The sequence below is a fragment of the Paracoccaceae bacterium genome (assembly GCA_012103375.1).
Lineage (GTDB): Bacteria > Pseudomonadota > Alphaproteobacteria > Rhodobacterales > Rhodobacteraceae > WLWX01.
The window spans coordinates 3,693,301-3,709,471 of record WLWX01000001.1 but is presented as its reverse complement, the minus strand read 5'-3'; the positions used below and the strand labels follow the sequence as shown (position 1 = coordinate 3,709,471).

At 58.2% G+C, this 16,171-nt stretch carries 12 protein-coding genes and 2 pseudogenes; all 14 read right to left on the bottom strand.

Annotated elements, in window-relative coordinates; genetic code table 11:
• Positions 1 to 415: 415 nt before the first annotated feature.
• Positions 416 to 973: pseudogene (locus tag GKR99_18935) on the bottom strand (hypothetical protein).
• Positions 974 to 1,025: 52 nt separating this feature from the next.
• Positions 1,026 to 2,396, bottom strand: a complete 1,371-nt coding sequence (locus tag GKR99_18930) for a transposase (GenBank protein NKB29516.1) — start codon at positions 2,394 to 2,396, stop codon at positions 1,026 to 1,028.
• Positions 2,397 to 2,636: 240 nt separating this feature from the next.
• Complete coding sequence (locus GKR99_18925) at positions 2,637 to 4,022, bottom strand: IS1182 family transposase (GenBank protein ID NKB29515.1); 1,386 nt, start codon at positions 4,020 to 4,022, stop codon at positions 2,637 to 2,639.
• Positions 4,023 to 4,333: 311 nt separating this feature from the next.
• A protein-coding gene (locus tag GKR99_18920; GenBank protein ID NKB29514.1) for an IS630 family transposase occupies positions 4,334 to 5,292 on the bottom strand; the annotation gives its coding sequence in 2 pieces (ribosomal slippage) (positions 4,334 to 4,948 and positions 4,951 to 5,292; 957 coding nt in all).
• Positions 5,293 to 5,698: 406 nt separating this feature from the next.
• Positions 5,699 to 5,953 carry a hypothetical protein gene (locus GKR99_18915; protein NKB29513.1) on the bottom strand — a complete coding sequence of 85 codons (255 nt, stop codon included), beginning with the start codon at positions 5,951 to 5,953 and terminating at the stop codon, positions 5,699 to 5,701.
• A complete protein-coding gene (locus GKR99_18910) occupies positions 5,950 to 7,320 on the bottom strand; it encodes a transposase (GenBank protein NKB29512.1) in 1,371 nt (456 codons plus the stop codon). Before GKR99_18910 ends, GKR99_18915 begins: the two co-directional genes overlap by 4 nt.
• Positions 7,321 to 7,383: 63 nt before the next feature.
• Positions 7,384 to 8,388 carry a mandelate racemase/muconate lactonizing enzyme family protein gene (locus GKR99_18905; protein ID NKB29511.1) on the bottom strand — a complete coding sequence of 335 codons (1,005 nt, stop codon included), beginning with the start codon at positions 8,386 to 8,388 and terminating at the stop codon, positions 7,384 to 7,386.
• Positions 8,385 to 9,830: pseudogene (locus GKR99_18900) on the bottom strand (aldehyde dehydrogenase family protein). Before GKR99_18900 ends, GKR99_18905 begins: the two are co-directional and overlap by 4 nt.
• A 7-nt stretch (positions 9,831 to 9,837) precedes the next feature.
• The gene (locus tag GKR99_18895; GenBank protein NKB29510.1) at positions 9,838 to 11,457 is read right to left on the bottom strand and encodes an NAD(P)-binding protein; all 1,620 of its coding nucleotides are present in this window, start codon (positions 11,455 to 11,457) and stop codon (positions 9,838 to 9,840) included.
• Positions 11,454 to 11,918, bottom strand: a complete 465-nt coding sequence (locus GKR99_18890; protein ID NKB29509.1) for a hypothetical protein — start codon at positions 11,916 to 11,918, stop codon at positions 11,454 to 11,456. Before GKR99_18890 ends, GKR99_18895 begins: the two co-directional genes overlap by 4 nt.
• Positions 11,919 to 11,923: 5 nt before the next feature.
• Positions 11,924 to 13,144, bottom strand: a complete 1,221-nt coding sequence (locus tag GKR99_18885; protein ID NKB29508.1) for an ABC transporter permease — start codon at positions 13,142 to 13,144, stop codon at positions 11,924 to 11,926.
• Positions 13,134 to 13,949: an ATP-binding cassette domain-containing protein gene (locus tag GKR99_18880; protein ID NKB29507.1), complete on the bottom strand. Its 816-nt coding sequence runs from the start codon at positions 13,947 to 13,949 to the stop codon at positions 13,134 to 13,136. Before GKR99_18880 ends, GKR99_18885 begins: the two co-directional genes overlap by 11 nt.
• A 6-nt stretch (positions 13,950 to 13,955) precedes the next feature.
• The gene (locus tag GKR99_18875) at positions 13,956 to 15,017 is read right to left on the bottom strand and encodes a substrate-binding domain-containing protein (protein NKB29506.1); all 1,062 of its coding nucleotides are present in this window, start codon (positions 15,015 to 15,017) and stop codon (positions 13,956 to 13,958) included.
• A gap of 178 nt (positions 15,018 to 15,195) precedes the next feature.
• Positions 15,196 to 15,984, bottom strand: coding sequence for an FCD domain-containing protein (locus GKR99_18870; protein NKB29505.1), 789 nt, complete (start codon positions 15,982 to 15,984; stop codon positions 15,196 to 15,198).
• Between the last annotated feature and the right edge of the window lie 187 nt (positions 15,985 to 16,171).

Sequence of the window (16,171 nt, the reverse complement as noted above, 5' to 3'; positions counted from 1 at the left end):
TACTTGCCCTATTCCGCGATCACGGCCTGATCTGAGGACGGCGGTAGGGGGTGTTGCGATTGCTCCTGTGCGCCCCACGCGCCCAGTCCCCGCGACGAAACACACCGCTCCGGCGTTTGCAGAAAACGCGGCACCCAGACAAAAAGCGTTTCGCCTGACGCTGCTCGTCGGAGCCTCCGGCGGGAGTATTTGGGGCGAAAAGACAATGCCAAAAGACTTGTGAGGTGCCGCACCGAACGGCCACCCAAGGCGGAGCGTCCGATGCGGCACTGTCTTCACGCACGGCCATCAGCTCTCCAGCCTGTACCGCATGTTCATCCTATGTTCTGATTGTTAATAAAACGTATATGCCCGGTCTTTTCGCCAAAAATACTCTCGGGGGGGTCGGGGGGCAGACAGCCCCCCCGCCACCGTCTTATCCGGGATCGCCGAGCTTGACGTGAACCTCGTCAAGATCAACTTCGCGAACCGGCATCTTGTTGGCGGGATCGTCGAAATCATATCCGAACAGCTTGAAATCGCGATGATAGATTTCCCACATCAGGTGGCGTGACAGGTCATCGAAATAGTCTTCGACGGGATGGGCACGTTTTGGTCCGTGCCCTTCGCTTTCGTTGAACCGCGGCACCGATTTCAGGTCAATCGCCACCGGCGTTTCGATTGCACCCAGAACTTCGGCCATGCCTTTTGCGAAATCCTCGGTGTGGATCATCTTGTCATAGCGTCCGCCGTTGACGATGAAGGTCGACACATGCCCCGCCATTGCCGACCAGTGGATGTCGGGGTCCATCGGTTTGCGGAACTTTACGGTGTCGCGCACGAACAGCAGAAATCGACGGAACGAGGCGATCTGGTCAAAGTCGCCCTCAACCTCGATCCCGTAGGTCTGGATCAGCTTGGGGACCAGATTGCCGCGGTACCGACTGCCATTGCGCTGAATGCCGCAGATCTTGTGATACTGTTGAAGAAGTCGATGTTTTGGTCGGCGCGTTGTTGAGCGAGAGGCGGCCGCGCGCCGTTTTCTTTCACGTTGGCACTGTTGCTGGCACCAACTTCGCCAGTTTCCGGAGGTTTTGAGCTGTTGCTGCGAGTTGGAACTGTTCGGTTGCGCCTTTGGGTCCTCGAAGCCGCATCATCTGCACGCCGATGTATCGTTTCAGGTGGGCAAAGAGCATTTCAACCTTCCGCCTTTGGATGAACGACGTCATGTAGGCATCTGTTTTTCGGATATCGCGAGCGACGTCTCGGGCGGCTTCGTGAACGGACCGCATAAGGCGTCTGCCGTCGTCCTTCGGACAGCATTGCGACTTCAGAGGGCATGCGTCGCAATCGTGCTTTGAGGCTCGGTATCTGATGAACCCGTCTTTGCTGCCATTGGGCTTTCGCGGTTTTGAGAAGTTCCGCCGATATGTTTGCAAGGCTTTGCCGGTCGGGCAAGTATAGCTGTCGGTCGCCGGGTCGTAGACAAAGTCTTCGCGTGAGAATGTGCCGTCAGTTCGTTTTGACTTATCCCAGACCGGAATGTGGGGTTCGATTTGACGTTCGTCCACAAGCCAGCCCAACATCTCGGCTGATCCGTAACCCGTATCACCCACAAGCTTGTCAGGTTTGATGCCAAACCGCTCATGTACACGATCGATCATCTCCCTTGCTGCCCGCGCCTCTGCAGGCCGGATCGGAGCCGTCGGCTCGACGTCCACGATGACTGCATTATCCAAATCGACCATATAGTTAGTGGAATAGGCAAAGTAGGCGGCTCCCCCGTCAGCCCCAGTCCAACGCGCTGCTGGATCAGCCGGTGAGATGTATTTGGGGACGACCTTGGTCGCAGCACCGAAGGCCACATCATCCAGCGTCTCGAGATATTCGTCGACGGCACGGGACGTCAGATCTGCTGGCAGTCCGTCTTTGCTTTCAACGCCGCGCGTCTGGTTTGCATTCGCGGGGATCAGACTGGCATCAACACCAAAGCTGTGGCCGCCAACCAGCCCCTCATCCATGCAGCGCTGCAAAACGACCTCGAACAAATGTCGGAACAAACCGCTCTCGCGGAAACGGCCATGCCGGTTCTTAGAGAATGTCGAATGGTCGGGCACTGGATCAGCCAAATCAAGCTTACAAAACCAACGATACGCCAGATTGACATGAACCTCTTCGCAAAGCCGTCGCTCGGAACGGATGCCCTGACAATAGCCCAACAACAGCATGCGGATCATCAGTTCAGGATCAATCGAAGGGCGGCCATTGGCACTGTAGTATGAAGCGAGCAAGGGGCGCACACCTGTCAGATCAAGGAAGCGATCAATTCCCCGGACGGGATGATCCTTCGGCACAAAACTCTCGATCGAGAACTCATAGAACAGCGCGCCTTGCGCAACTTGCCTTGGACCCATCATCGCCGAACCCTCCACCCTCAAAACAAGTGAATCAGAGCGTGCGCGGCCAATCAACGGACTTTTTCAACAGTATCTCCGCATGTCGTAAGTTCGAACTCGGTGCAGCGAAGGTCGCCTTGTCCTGAACCGGCCATTCGTAGTCTGCGCAGCGAAAGTCGGCAACGAGTCGATTCTGTGGAAAAACAACGTGTTGCGGGCGCAGAAAGTAGCGATTTGAACATAGCGCGAGCGCCTTTCTGATCAGGCTTTGCGCGTTTGCTGCGGTGCAGGAAAGATCTTTGCCAGTTTGCGAAGGTTTTGGGCAGTGGCGGCGAGCAGGAATTCGTCATTTGCGCCGCATGGTCCACGTAATCGGAGCCGTCCCAGGCCGAGAATGCGCTTGAGGTGGGCAAAGAGCATTTCGACCTTCTTCCGGAGCTTCACCGAGATCTTGTATTGCGGCGTTTTGGCGATTGCGCGGGCGATGTCGCGAGCGTCCTCATGTTCCTCACGGGTGATCTTACGGGCGTCGGCATTCGGGCAGCACTTCGGCTTGGAAGGACAGGATTGGCAGGTGTGCTTCAGCGCTTGGTACTTGGCCACGCCCTTGCCGGTTGGGCCGCGATTGGGGTCGGAGTAGTTTCGGCGGAACTGCTTCAGAGCCTCGCCTTCCGGGCAGATGTATTGATTGTTCTCGGCATCCCATTCGAAGTCAGCTCGGGACCAGGTGCCATCGGTGCGCCCGGCTTTGTCGAAGACCGGGATGTGCGGTGCGATCTTTTCACCCACCAGCCATCCGAGCATGGGTCCCGATCCGTAGGCGGTGTCGGCGATCAGCCGTTCGGGATGAAGATCGAAGCGCTCTTTGGCCCGCTTCAGCATCGTCTTGGTTGACCCCACCTCGGCTTGACGGATCGACCGTGTCGCTTCCACGTCGACGATGACACCATGATCGGTATCGATGAGATAGTTGTCGGAGTAGGCAAAAAATGCGGGACCCTTACGCGCCGCCGTCCACTGGCTGGCTGGGTCGGAATAGGACGTGAACTTTGGCTCGACCGGTGTCGCTGCTCCGAATGCGGCCTCATCCAGAGTGTCGAGATACTCGCGGACCGCGCGGGGTGCAGCGTCTGCATCGATCCGCGCAATGTCCCATTCTTCCTTTGGCGCAGAGTACTGCTTGTTGGCATCCGCCTCGATCAAGCTGGCATCGACGGCCAGGCGCTGACCGCTGACGAGACCTTCGGCGATGCATCGCGCGACCGTGGTCTCGAAGAGATGGCGCAGCAGCTCACTCTCGCGGAACCGACCATGCCGGTTCTTTGAAAAGGTCGAGTGATCCGGCACCCGATCGGCCAGGTCGAGCCGACAAAACCACCTGTACGCGAGGTTCAAGTGTACCTCTTCACAGAGCCGCCGCTCGGACCGGATGCCGAAGCAGTAACCGACGATCAGCATCCGGATCAGCAGTTCAGGATCGATCGAAGGACGACCGGTGTGGCTGTAGAAATCGGCAAGATGGGCGCGGATGCTGCTCAGATCGACGAAACGATCAATCGATCGCAGCAGGTGATCTTGCGGGACATGGTCTTCCAGCGAGAACTCATAGAACAGCGCCGCCTGTGCTTCCTGCCTCGGTCCCATCATGGCTGATCCTCCCGCTTGTTGAGAGGATTGAATCAGCGCCATAGCCCTCGATCAAGCAGGAGTTTTTCAACAAAATTTGTCCATTGCGGAAGTGCCAGTTTTTCGCTGCAAGCGCGCGCCGCTCGGCTGATGCAACAACTGCCAAGTTATTGTTGACGCACCGCGAAGTGAAAACCCGCCGTTCGCACAACATGCGGCAAGGAAGCGGTGGCTATACGAGCAACCTATACGTCGACCTATCGGCTTTCCCGAGCGGGATTTTCATATACAGCGCTCCATCCTTATTAATGCAAGCCTAAAGCGTTTCGACATTAACCTGAGACATATCCGGCGGCCTTAAAGTAGTTCCAGCATTCTACTGGGTCGTAGAGATCGCAGATTGCTCCGATTGCTTCGAAGACCTGGGTAAAGGACCTGGCCCCGATCCGTCGCAAATGGGCTTTCAGTTTAGAGAAGGCCTGCTCGATGGGATTCAGGTCGGGCGAGTACGGTGGCAGGTAAAGGAACCAGCAGCCGTGATTGCGTAAAGCCTGCGTCGCCTCCTTATTCCGGTGGGTTGCCAGGTTGTCGAGAATGACGACAGTGCCGGGGTTGATCTCGGGGACCAGCACTTCGCGGATGTAGGCCGCGAAGGCGGGGCCATCTATCGCTCCCTTGATGACCCAAGGTGCGATCAGCGCGCCTTGGGTCAGGCCCGCGATCAAGGTTTGGGTTCCCCAGCTTCCGAAGGGCGCATCCATCGTCAGGCGCTTACCGCGCTTGGCTCTGCCGCGTAGGCGCGTGAGGTTTGTCTTCACTGCGGTTTCGTCAATAAAGACAACGCGCTCAGGAAAGGTCGCAATGGCTGGCGAGCGGTATCTGAACCAGTCGGCCCGTTGCTGCCTTACCTTGGCGCGGCGGCGCTCGGTTGCGACCAGCGACTTTTTTTGTACGTGAAGCCGAGCCGGGACAGAAGGTTGGCGATGGAGGAGTGATGCACCCGCACACCCTCTGCATCGGCCAGCGCATTACGCAACTCAAAGAGCGTGATGTCAGGGTCTTGTGCGATCAACTCCTCAAAGAATTCCCGATGCGGAGCCAGCTTTCCCTTGCCGCGCGGCGGTCCCTGCCGGGCAGGTTCCGCATGACCCTTCATCCTCACCTGACGCGCCCACCGCGCGCCTGTGGCAGGCGACAGCTTCAACCGCAACGCCGCCGCGCGCCCGCTCAACCCTTCTTCAATGTATCTCTGAAACCGTATCCGAAGCGCAGATGGCAAAGGTGCTGACATGATCCATCCTCCCAAACAGGATGAATCACAGATCAGGTCTCAAGGGAATCCCTCGCGATTCAGGTTCAAGCCGATTGTGTTGAAAAACTCCGTTTTAGGGCCTGAACGATGATTTTTCTTTCCATGCAGCCCGATCCTAAATTTTTGGCGCGGGGGTCGGCCCAAATCGCCTACATGCGCTCACGCGCAGCCATGCGCTGTCTCGTGGTCAAAGCTTTCCGACTATTTCGCTTCATAGGTTTTCGCAAGAAATCCGCGACGCTCTGATTTCGGAGTTTTTCAACACAATCAGCCGAAACGCTTTAACAGTGTGGGAAAAGCTTCTAATTGATGGCCCATTTTCAATAGCGGCACTTGGGAACTCCGAAATTAATTAGATATTCTTCCGGACAAGTTTCCAGATCGCTTAGTTTCCAACCGCAAAGTGTCTGATGAATGCCATGTCCGGCTCGACACCAATACCTGGCGCATCCGGAATGTCGACGTATCCACCTGTGTTTTTAATCTGACCCTGAATATCCAGCGGGACTTGCTGCAATTCATCGCGGAACTTGTTGTCGGTGGTGTCGAATTCCAGCATCGGTTGGATACTGTTGAAGAAGTCGATGTTTTGGTCGGCGCGTTGTTGAGCGAGAGGCGGCCGCGCGCCGTTTTCTTTCACGTTGGCACTGTTGCTGGCACCAACTTCGCCAGTTTCCGGAGGTTTTGAGCTGTTGCTGCGAGTTGGAACTGTTCGGTTGCGCCTTTGGGTCCTCGAAGCCGCATCATCTGCACGCCGATGTATCGTTTCAGGTGGGCAAAGAGCATTTCAACCTTCCGCCTTTGGATGAACGACGTCATGTAGGCATCTGTTTTTCGGATATCGCGAGCGACGTCTCGGGCGGCTTCGTGAACGGACCGCATAAGGCGTCTGCCGTCGTCCTTCGGACAGCATTGCGACTTCAGAGGGCATGCGTCGCAATCGTGCTTTGAGGCTCGGTATCTGATGAACCCGTCTTTGCTGCCATTGGGCTTTCGCGGTTTTGAGAAGTTCCGCCGATATGTTTGCAAGGCTTTGCCGGTCGGGCAAGTATAGCTGTCGGTCGCCGGGTCGTAGACAAAGTCTTCGCGTGAGAATGTGCCGTCAGTTCGTTTTGACTTATCCCAGACCGGAATGTGGGGTTCGATTTGACGTTCGTCCACAAGCCAGCCCAACATCTCGGCTGATCCGTAACCCGTATCACCCACAAGCTTGTCAGGTTTGATGCCAAACCGCTCATGTACACGATCGATCATCTCCCTTGCTGCCCGCGCCTCTGCAGGCCGGATCGGAGCCGTCGGCTCGACGTCCACGATGACTGCATTATCCAAATCGACCATATAGTTAGTGGAATAGGCAAAGTAGGCGGCTCCCCCGTCAGCCCCAGTCCAACGCGCTGCTGGATCAGCCGGTGAGATGTATTTGGGGACGACCTTGGTCGCAGCACCGAAGGCCACATCATCCAGCGTCTCGAGATATTCGTCGACGGCACGGGACGTCAGATCTGCTGGCAGTCCGTCTTTGCTTTCAACGCCGCGCGTCTGGTTTGCATTCGCGGGGATCAGACTGGCATCAACACCAAAGCTGTGGCCGCCAACCAGCCCCTCATCCATGCAGCGCTGCAAAACGACCTCGAACAAATGTCGGAACAAACCGCTCTCGCGGAAACGGCCATGCCGGTTCTTAGAGAATGTCGAATGGTCGGGCACTGGATCAGCCAAATCAAGCTTACAAAACCAACGATACGCCAGATTGACATGAACCTCTTCGCAAAGCCGTCGCTCGGAACGGATGCCCTGACAATAGCCCAACAACAGCATGCGGATCATCAGTTCAGGATCAATCGAAGGGCGGCCATTGGCACTGTAGTATGAAGCGAGCAAGGGGCGCACACCTGTCAGATCAAGGAAGCGATCAATTCCCCGGACGGGATGATCCTTCGGCACAAAACTCTCGATCGAGAACTCATAGAACAGCGCGCCTTGCGCAACTTGCCTTGGACCCATCATCGCCGAACCCTCCACCCTCAAAACAAGTGAATCAGAGCGTGCGCGGCCAATCAACGGACTTTTTCAACAGTATCGTTGCCAAGGATGCAGTCCGCCGGGCAAGGGCGGCATGGCGGCCAGCAGGTGCAGGTTGGTGGCAACTGCAATGGCGCTTCCCCAAACGTGGTTGATCACCGGCGTGTGGTGTGCGTGGCACAAGGCCAGTACGCGCAGATATTCAGAAATGCCACCAAGCGCGCAAACCTCGGGTTGCGCGATGTCCAGCCCGCGATTTTCGAGGATCTGCCGCCAGCCCCAGCGGTTGAATTCAGCCTCACCGCCCGAAATGTTGACGGTCAGGCCAGAGCGTAGTTCCCGATACCCATCGTAATCTTCGGGCGCGACGGGTTCTTCGAACCAATAAGCATCCATTTCTTCCAACGCGCGACCGACGTAGAATGCGTCAGACGTCGTATAACAATGGTTGGCATCCACCATAAAGCGCCCCCTGTCGCCGACACCTTCGGCGACAGCTTGTGCCAGTTTGACGTCGTTGCGCGGGCCTAAACCGACCTTCATTTTGGTCGCCACGAATCCCATGTCGAGGATCGCCGCAGCTTCATCCCGGAAGCGTGCCACATGATCGTCTACGCATTCACGTTTCAGCATCATACCGTAGCCATAGGCCTGCACCTTCGTGCGATGCGCACCACCAATCAGCTTGTGAATCGGCAGACCGGCGACCTTTCCGGCAATGTCCCAAAGCGCGATGTCGACACCCGACAGCGCTTGCATGGACATACCTTTTTGTCCGTGATCGCGTAGCAAATTATATACCTTGTGCCAGATCACATCGCGATCCATCGGATCGTCGCCTAGGACCATCGGCTGGATCACCTGTTCCACAATGCTCTTGTTGGCCAGCGCCACATTGCCTGGGCCAAAGCATTCGCCCCAGCCGGTCACGCCCTCGTCGGTGTGAACCTCGACCAAATGCGCGGTGCGTTTACAGTAGTATTGCTGCGAATAACCAAGCTCTTCGAGCAAGTCATAAGCAAGCACATGACTGATAATTTTGGTAATTTTCATACCGTGCTCCGATCTAGTGCTCGAGAGATGCGTTTGACGACCAGATAATCGTTCAGCGCCAGGGCCGAGCAATCGTGCCCGATGCCCGACTGGCCGATACCGCCGTGTGGCAGGTCAATGTCGTATTTGACGCCGTTGATCTGGATCTCGCCATAGCGCAGTCCAGCAGCGTAGCGTTCGGCCCGCGCCAGGTCGCGGGTGAAGACATAGGCCGTCAAGCCGCCATCGTCGCAGTCGTTAGCCTTGTCCATCAGGTCTGTGTGATCGTCGAATGTGATCAGGCTGACAATCGGGCCGAAAGTTTCTTCGCGGTAGACGGCCATGTCTTCAGTCACATTCCCCAACACGGTGGGGGCCATGAAATGCCCACTCGGCTGGCCCCGCGGACGGTCGCCCCCTGCGAGCAGCACGGCGCCATCCGCAATCGCTCCGTCAATCAGCGCCTTGATCCGCCTCCACGCGCGTCCGTGGATGACTGGGCCGGTCTGGACGTTCGCCGACTTGTCGAACCCGGTTTTTGCGGCCGTTGCCCGCGCGACGACCTTTGCGGTAAACGCCTCCAGCACATCGGTATGAACAAACACCCGGTTAGGAGAGACGCAGATTTGCCTGGCGTTGCTGAATTTCACGCCGCACACGATATCAGCCGCCAGATCCAGATCAGCGTCGTCAAAGATCAGCACCGGGGCATTGCCACCTAGCTCCATCTAGTAGCGCTTTATCGTGCTCGCCCCGGTTCGCATAATGTGTTTGCCGGTATTGGTGGACCCGATCAGCGTCACCACCGCCGGAATTGGCGAGGCTGTCAGCGCGTCTGCAACCTCATGTCCATCGGTGCACAGGATCTGCACGACGCCCTTTGGCAGGCCGATCTTTTCGCACAACGCGCCCACTGCATAGGCCGAAATCGGCGTCGCTTCGGACGGGCGAATGATGATCGGGCAACCTGCGGCCATCGCGGGGCCGATCTTAAAAGCCAGGTTCAGCAGCGGAAAATTCCAGGCGATGAAAGCCAGCGCGACGCCCGCTGGTTCATGCACCAGCCGATGCGTGTGTGTGCCCGCGCGGTCAGCCAGGCCGATATCGTGAACACGGGCAATTTCTTCGGCATAATAGTCCAGCGAGACAACCAGCCGGTCCCAATCCTCATGGGTCTGCGCCCAGGGTTTGCCCATCTCGTGATGAATGCATGTTCGCAAATGGTCTTCAGCAGCAACCACCGCGTCCCTCAATTGCCGCATCCAGTCTTGCCTGGCGCTGATCGGTGTGGCGGCCCAACCCGGAAAGGCGTCTTTTGCCGCCTGCAACGCGCGATCGGCATCGGCCATCCCGGCGGTTGCGACGGTGGCCACCACCCTTTCGGTCGCCGGTTTCAGCACGTCCAACTTGCCGCTGCCGCTGGTTAGCGCGCCGTCGATATACATTTGCGTTGGAAAGTTCATCGGGGCCTCAATCAAACAGGGTTTCGATGTTGGTCTTGATGCTGTCGCCAATATAAAGCGCCAGCGCCTGGATGGTTGAGGTCGGGTTGACCGCGCCTGCCGTCACAAAGATTGAACCGTCGACGATGAACAGGTTCTTCACGTCGTGGCTGCGCCCCCAGCCGTTCACAACCGAGGCTTCGGGGTCATTGCCCATCCGACAAGTACCCATCTGGTGCCAGCCGGCGCGCCACCAGACGGCGTCGTCGCCCTTGGCAAGCACGCGTTTTGCGCCTGCGGCCAGCAACACCTCTGCCGCTCGCTCCTCACCATGGCGCAGCATCCGGCGGGTGTTCTCGCCCAGTCGATAGGCGATTTTCGGCGCGGGTATACCGTCGCTGTCGGTCAGATCGGGATCCAGCGTGACGCGGTTGTGTTCCTCGGGCAGATCCTCAGACACGATGGTCAGCCCGGCAAGATATGGGTAGACGCCATCCATGGTCTCGCGATGCTCCGACCCCCAGGGGATTGGAGCGTCGATGCCGTATCCGCCCAAAGCATATGTCATCGGTGTGGTGGATCGACCCGAATGCAGGCCATAGCCGCGCACGAAATCGCGGTTCGGATCGGTCTCATAAAACTCTTGCGACAGGATTGCACAGGCCATCGGTCCTTCGTGGCCTTTCATTGGCTCGTCGAACACGCCCGCAACGCCAGTCAGCGGATGGAACATCAGGTTTTTGCCGACCATGCCGGACCGATTGGCCAGCCCGTCGGGAAATGCCTTGGAGGTTGAGTTCAGCAGCAACCGTGGCGTGCCGACACCGTTGCAGGCGACCACAACCAGCTCGGCCTTCTGTTCGTGCACCTGCCCGTCGGAGCCGTGATACAGAACGCCAGTGGCAAAGCCGGTTGCCGGGTCCACCAGAATTTCGCGCACGCGGGCGTGGGTGCGCAGTTCAACCCCGGCGTTTTCCAGCATTGGCCAATAAGTGAAATTTGTTCCGCCCTTTGCCCCCTCTGCACAGCCCAGATCGCAGGTGCCCGCGTTCACACACTTCTGCCGCCCGTTGTCATCCTGGCTGAGGATCGAGACGTCCGACGGCCACCAGTGCCAGCCCATGTCGTTGAACCCCTTGGCCAAGGTTCGGCCCAGCGTGCCAATCGGAATCGGGGGCGGCGGCGGCTTGTAATCGGGATAGGCCGGGTTGCCGCCAAGGCCGGACACGCCGGTGGTTTGATCATTCATGTCGTAGAAGGGCGCGAGTGTTTCGTAGTCTAATGGCCAATCCTCTGCCACGCCATCCAGCGACCTGGTCTTGAAGTCCGAGGGTTTCATGCGCGGCCAGTGGCCCAGAAAGTTGATGGTCGATCCGCCAACGGCATTGAAATTCACCGGGGTGATGCAACTGTCGTCAACATTGATCGGATAATCCTGCGGCAAACCGCGCACGTTAGGATCGCAGGAAAACTCGGCAAATCGGGCGAGCTCATAGTCGTCGCGTCGGCTTGGGAAGTCCTTATCGACCAGATGCGGGCCCTGTTCCAGGCACAGGATGCGCATCCGGGTTTCCAGCAGCGACCAAGCTATGGCCGCACCCGATGCTCCGGCGCCGATGATCAGGACGTCGACGGGATCATTTTTCATAGTGCGGATTTCTTTGTCGGGTCGCGATAGATCGGGCCGCGTTCGCGAACAGGGGCTGTCAATTCTGCCAGCACGTCGTCAGATTCGCGCGATACTTCATAGCCAAGCGGATGCACAGGATGCGCACCGACGCCGAACAGCGGGCGGGTATTCTGGCGACTGTAGTAACCCATGTAGGTCAACCGGACGAGGGTCGCGAAAGCTTCGGGCGCCGCGGCCTCGGCCTGTTTCAACACCTCGACTTTTTCGTCACCGTCTAGTTCGGCGAAGTCTTCGCGCACCTGAACGAACGCCATCACCGTCTTGGCCGCACCGACTGGATCGGGCGCGTAGGGGGTTGCCTTGGGGAGAAATTCGGCAACCCCCAACTGCCCCGCGCCGGGCACCCGGCCATCGGCGCTGGCGGGGATGATCAGGTCCAGAATGGCGGCCAGCAGGGTGGTTTGATCTTTGGTCCACATAGGCGCTACCTCGACGATGTGCCGCTGCGCGACAACGCGTCGATGGCCACCGCAAGCAATAGGATCGCACCCGAGAACATCAGCTTGTCCGCCGCGCTCGCCCCCGACAGGTCCAGCCCGTTTCCAAGCGAGCCGATGACCAACGCACCCAATATGGCGTTCCATACCGATCCCCGCCCTCCGAAAAGTGAGGTGCCGCCAATCACCGCTGCACCGATGCTTTCGAGCAGCAGCGACCCGCCTGCAAAAGCGGTATAGGAGACCGAGCCGAACCGCGACGCACCGAAAATTCCGCCGATCGCCGCCATCAACCCGACAATCGCGAAGGCCGAAACGCGGATTCGCTTGACGTTAATGCCAACACGCCGTGCGCTTTCAGGATTGCCGCCAACTGAGAAAATCGAGCGACCATAGAGCGTTGAGGTCGTGACCCAGCCCACCAGCGCTGTCAGCGCCACCAGCAAAACCAACAGCAAAGGCACAGAGCGATAGGTGTTCAACGTCGCTACTATGGCGAACATCAGGACCGCAAAGAAGGCGACCTGACCCCATACAGCGGCGGTGCTTTCAAGCTCCAGCGCCTTAGAGCGGCGCTGTGATTGCTTGCGCAGACTCAGGAATACGACCAGCGCGACAATAGCGATGGCCAGGGCCCAACCTAGGATGTCAGGCAGCAGCACGCGCGCGAAACCGCGCACAAAAGGGTCACCGACGTTCAGGTTTCCGGTCGGCAAGATTTTCTGCATCAGCCCCTGAAAGCCAAGCAGCCCGGCTAGCGTCACCACGAAGGATGGTATGCCGACATAGGCCACCAGCAGCCCTTGCGCTGCTCCCATGACAATGCCGACGCCCATGACAATCAAGCAAGCCGTCCATCCCGGCACACCACTCAGCATAAGCACGCCCAGTAATGCGGCACAAACGCCTGCAGTGGCGGCCGCCGACAGATCAATGTCGCCCAGCAGCAGGACCACCGTGATGCCCACAGCGAGCGTGGCGATCACGGCGGACTGCATGAACAGGTTGTATATGTTGCGTGGGCTGAGGAAGATAAACCGGATCGCCTCGGCATCCGGATCGCTCCAATACGACCAAAGCGGACCAACCAGTCCGAAATAGGCCCAGATTGCTGCCAGAGCCAACAGCACTGGCACGAAGGACCCGAACCGCGTTTCACGCAGATTCCGCAGGCGATCGACGAATGTCAGTTTCAATTCAGGCTGCACTGGCCGCCCCATCATCCAGACCACGGGTCATCGCGATAACGATCTCGTCGGGTGTTGTTTCGTTGGTTTGGTATGTGGCGACATTGCCGCCGTGGCGCAGCACACAAATGCGGTCGGCCACTTCGAAAATGTCGCGTAGATTGTGCGAGATATAGACTACGGCGTGGTTGGTATCGCGCATCCGTTTGACCACGTCCAGAACCTGCCGGGTCTGCGCCACGCCCAGCGCGGCGGTTGGTTCGTCCAACAGCACGACCGAGCTTTCGGCCCCCACAGCGCGCGCGATTGCAATCGCCTGACGCTGGCCGCCCGACAGCCCGCCGACCTTGGCACGTACCGATTTCAGCGTCCGCACTTCCAGTCGGTCAATTGCGGCTTTGGCCTTCACTTCCATCTCTAGATCGTCAAGCGGGCGCAGCAGGCGCGGCAGAAAATTCCAGCCGGATTTTACCGGCTCGGCACCCAGCGACAGGTTCGCGGCGATGTCAAGGTTCTCGCACAGCGCGAGGTCTTGATAGACAATCTGAATGCCCAGCTCGGTCGCCTGATGTGGCGTCGAAACGGTCACCTGCGCTTCGTCTACGAAGAACGCGCCGTCGTCAGCGGGATAGGCACCAGCGAGAACTTTCATCAGCGTCGATTTGCCGGCGCCGTTGTCACCAACCAGCGCCATCACCTCGCCACGCGCGACCTCAAAATCGACGCCACGCAGCGCGTGGACGCCGCCGAAACGCTTGTGCACTCCGCTGACCCTCAGGTGCGGTGGAGGGGCTGAGCGCCCCTCCGATTGGTTTACAGTTGTCATGATTTCTTACTTGCAGAAATCGGTCGCGGCGGCTTCGCCCTGACAAATCATCTCTTTGGTGATGCTTTTGTCGTTCTCGATGACATAGGCGACGCCCTCGGCCCCGACGGCCGAGTACGACCCGACCGGCACGTAAGCCACCGTGGCCCCAACGCCGTTTTCAACGGTTTGCGGCGCAAGGTCCGAAAAGTCTTCGCCATTCACAAGCCGCACGGTGACTTGTGCGGCCGCCGCGGCCATGTCTTCCAGCGGGCGCCAGCCACATTGCGTCTGCTTGCCCAGCAGCATCAACTGTTGCGCCTGCACCGTACAGTCAAGGCCCGATACCGGAACTGTACCAGCCATGTTCTGTTCTTCCATTGCGGCAATCGCAGCACCGGCGTTGCCATCGTTGGACGACACCACGCCTTGAACATCATTGTTCAACTGGGTCAGCGCCTGATCCATCGAACGCCGAGCGATTGCCGGATCCCAGCCTTGGGTCCAGTTTTCATAACCCATTACCCGTGCACCGCTTTCAAAAAGCGGTGTCAGGGCGCGCAGCTGACCGTTATGGATCACCGCTGCGTTCGGGTCCGTGGGCGAACCCTTTAGCATCACCAGCGTGTCGCCATCCTTGGTGTTTTCGATCACGTGCATCGCCTGATCATAGCCCATGCCTTCCAGATCGGCCTGCACCCAGAACGTGGTGTTCATCGAGTTGATCATCCGGTCATAAGCAATCGTCGGCACATCTTCTTCGGCCGCCGTGTCAGCAATAATGGCCGAGCTTTCGCCGTCGATCGGGATGACGATCAGAACCTTGGCACCCTGCGTCAGCGCTTGTTCGGCCTGTCGCTGCTGCACAGATGTGTCGTTGTTGGCGTTGAAAACCTCGACTTTGATGTCGGGGGCCAGTTCACCCATGGTGCGCACGAACGCCGCGGCATCCTGCTGTTCCCAGCGCGGGTTCACATTCTCTGGCAGCAGCAGCGCAACCATGTCCTGTGCGGACACAGCACCGGCGCCAAGTAGCGCAGTTGACGCAACGCTCGTCGCTAACAGACCTGTTTTTAGATTTGAATACATCATATCCTCCTCGTTGATGTTTCGGCGCTTTTGGCGCCGTTGCTTCTGGTGGTTTCGCGCCCGATCACTCGGGTTGTCTCAGGTGGCACGAGCCTGGTTGAGCTTGCTTCGTGTCACCGCCACTGGATCGTTCACCACATCGAACCAGTGATCGTTTTATGGGCCTAGGTGCGGGCCATTAATCATCTTTCGCTTTTGGTTTGGGTGCGCTGTCGCCATTGACGCGCCAGGACAGGCCCTGAATCGCATTCTCAAGGCGGTCATTTGTGTCGACCAGATGCGCAGTCATTTCGGCTTCGGCCAGGTCAGCGTTGCGCGCTTTGATCGCGTTCACGACGGCGCGGTGAAACGGAAGCGACCCGGCGTTTTCGCGTGGGTCCGAATTTGTCAGCCGGATCGAGCTGAGCAAGGCCGAGAAAATAACTCCTTCCATCGACAGCAGAATTTCGTTGTTTGCCGCGCGCAATATGGCACGGTGGAACATTGCGTCGGCAATCACGAAGTCTTCGATGGATTGCGATCCTGCCTCCATCCGTTGCTGCGCGGCCTCAATTTCGGCATGTGCCTCGCGCGTACCGGCCATCGCCGCCCAGGCAGCGGCCTTTGGTTCCATCATGCGGCGAATGTCCATCAGCTGGCGCAGAAATTCTGGCTTAGGTTCGACTGACAGGTGCCAGGCCAATACGTCATCATCCAGAAGCGCCCAACTGGCCCGACGGCGCACGCGGGTCCCGCTGCCCCTGCGCACTTCCAGCAGGCCCTTGCCGACCAGAAGTTTGACCGCCTCTCGAATGACCGACTTGCTGACACCGAAACGACTGGCAAGTTTGGTTTCATCCTCGATCAGATCGCTTTCACGGTAGTGCCCACCAACGATTCTGCGACCCAATTCGCGGGAGACTTGCATCGACAGCCCCGGCGCGACGCCGACCGAATCCTTGAGGTCGTAGTACAAAAGCTCATTCATATGGTCATAGTAAACATCTGATGTTTGATCTGTCTACCCGGATTCGAGAATTCGTGGCCTTTCATCGACTTGCGTGGCTCCGTGACCTATCGAATGGCTGGTTTGGTAATATCCGCTGCGCCGCCGATTTCGCTCCGCTGCACATGCGAAGGATTTCTGCGTCAGCATTAGCTGCACCTGAAAATGG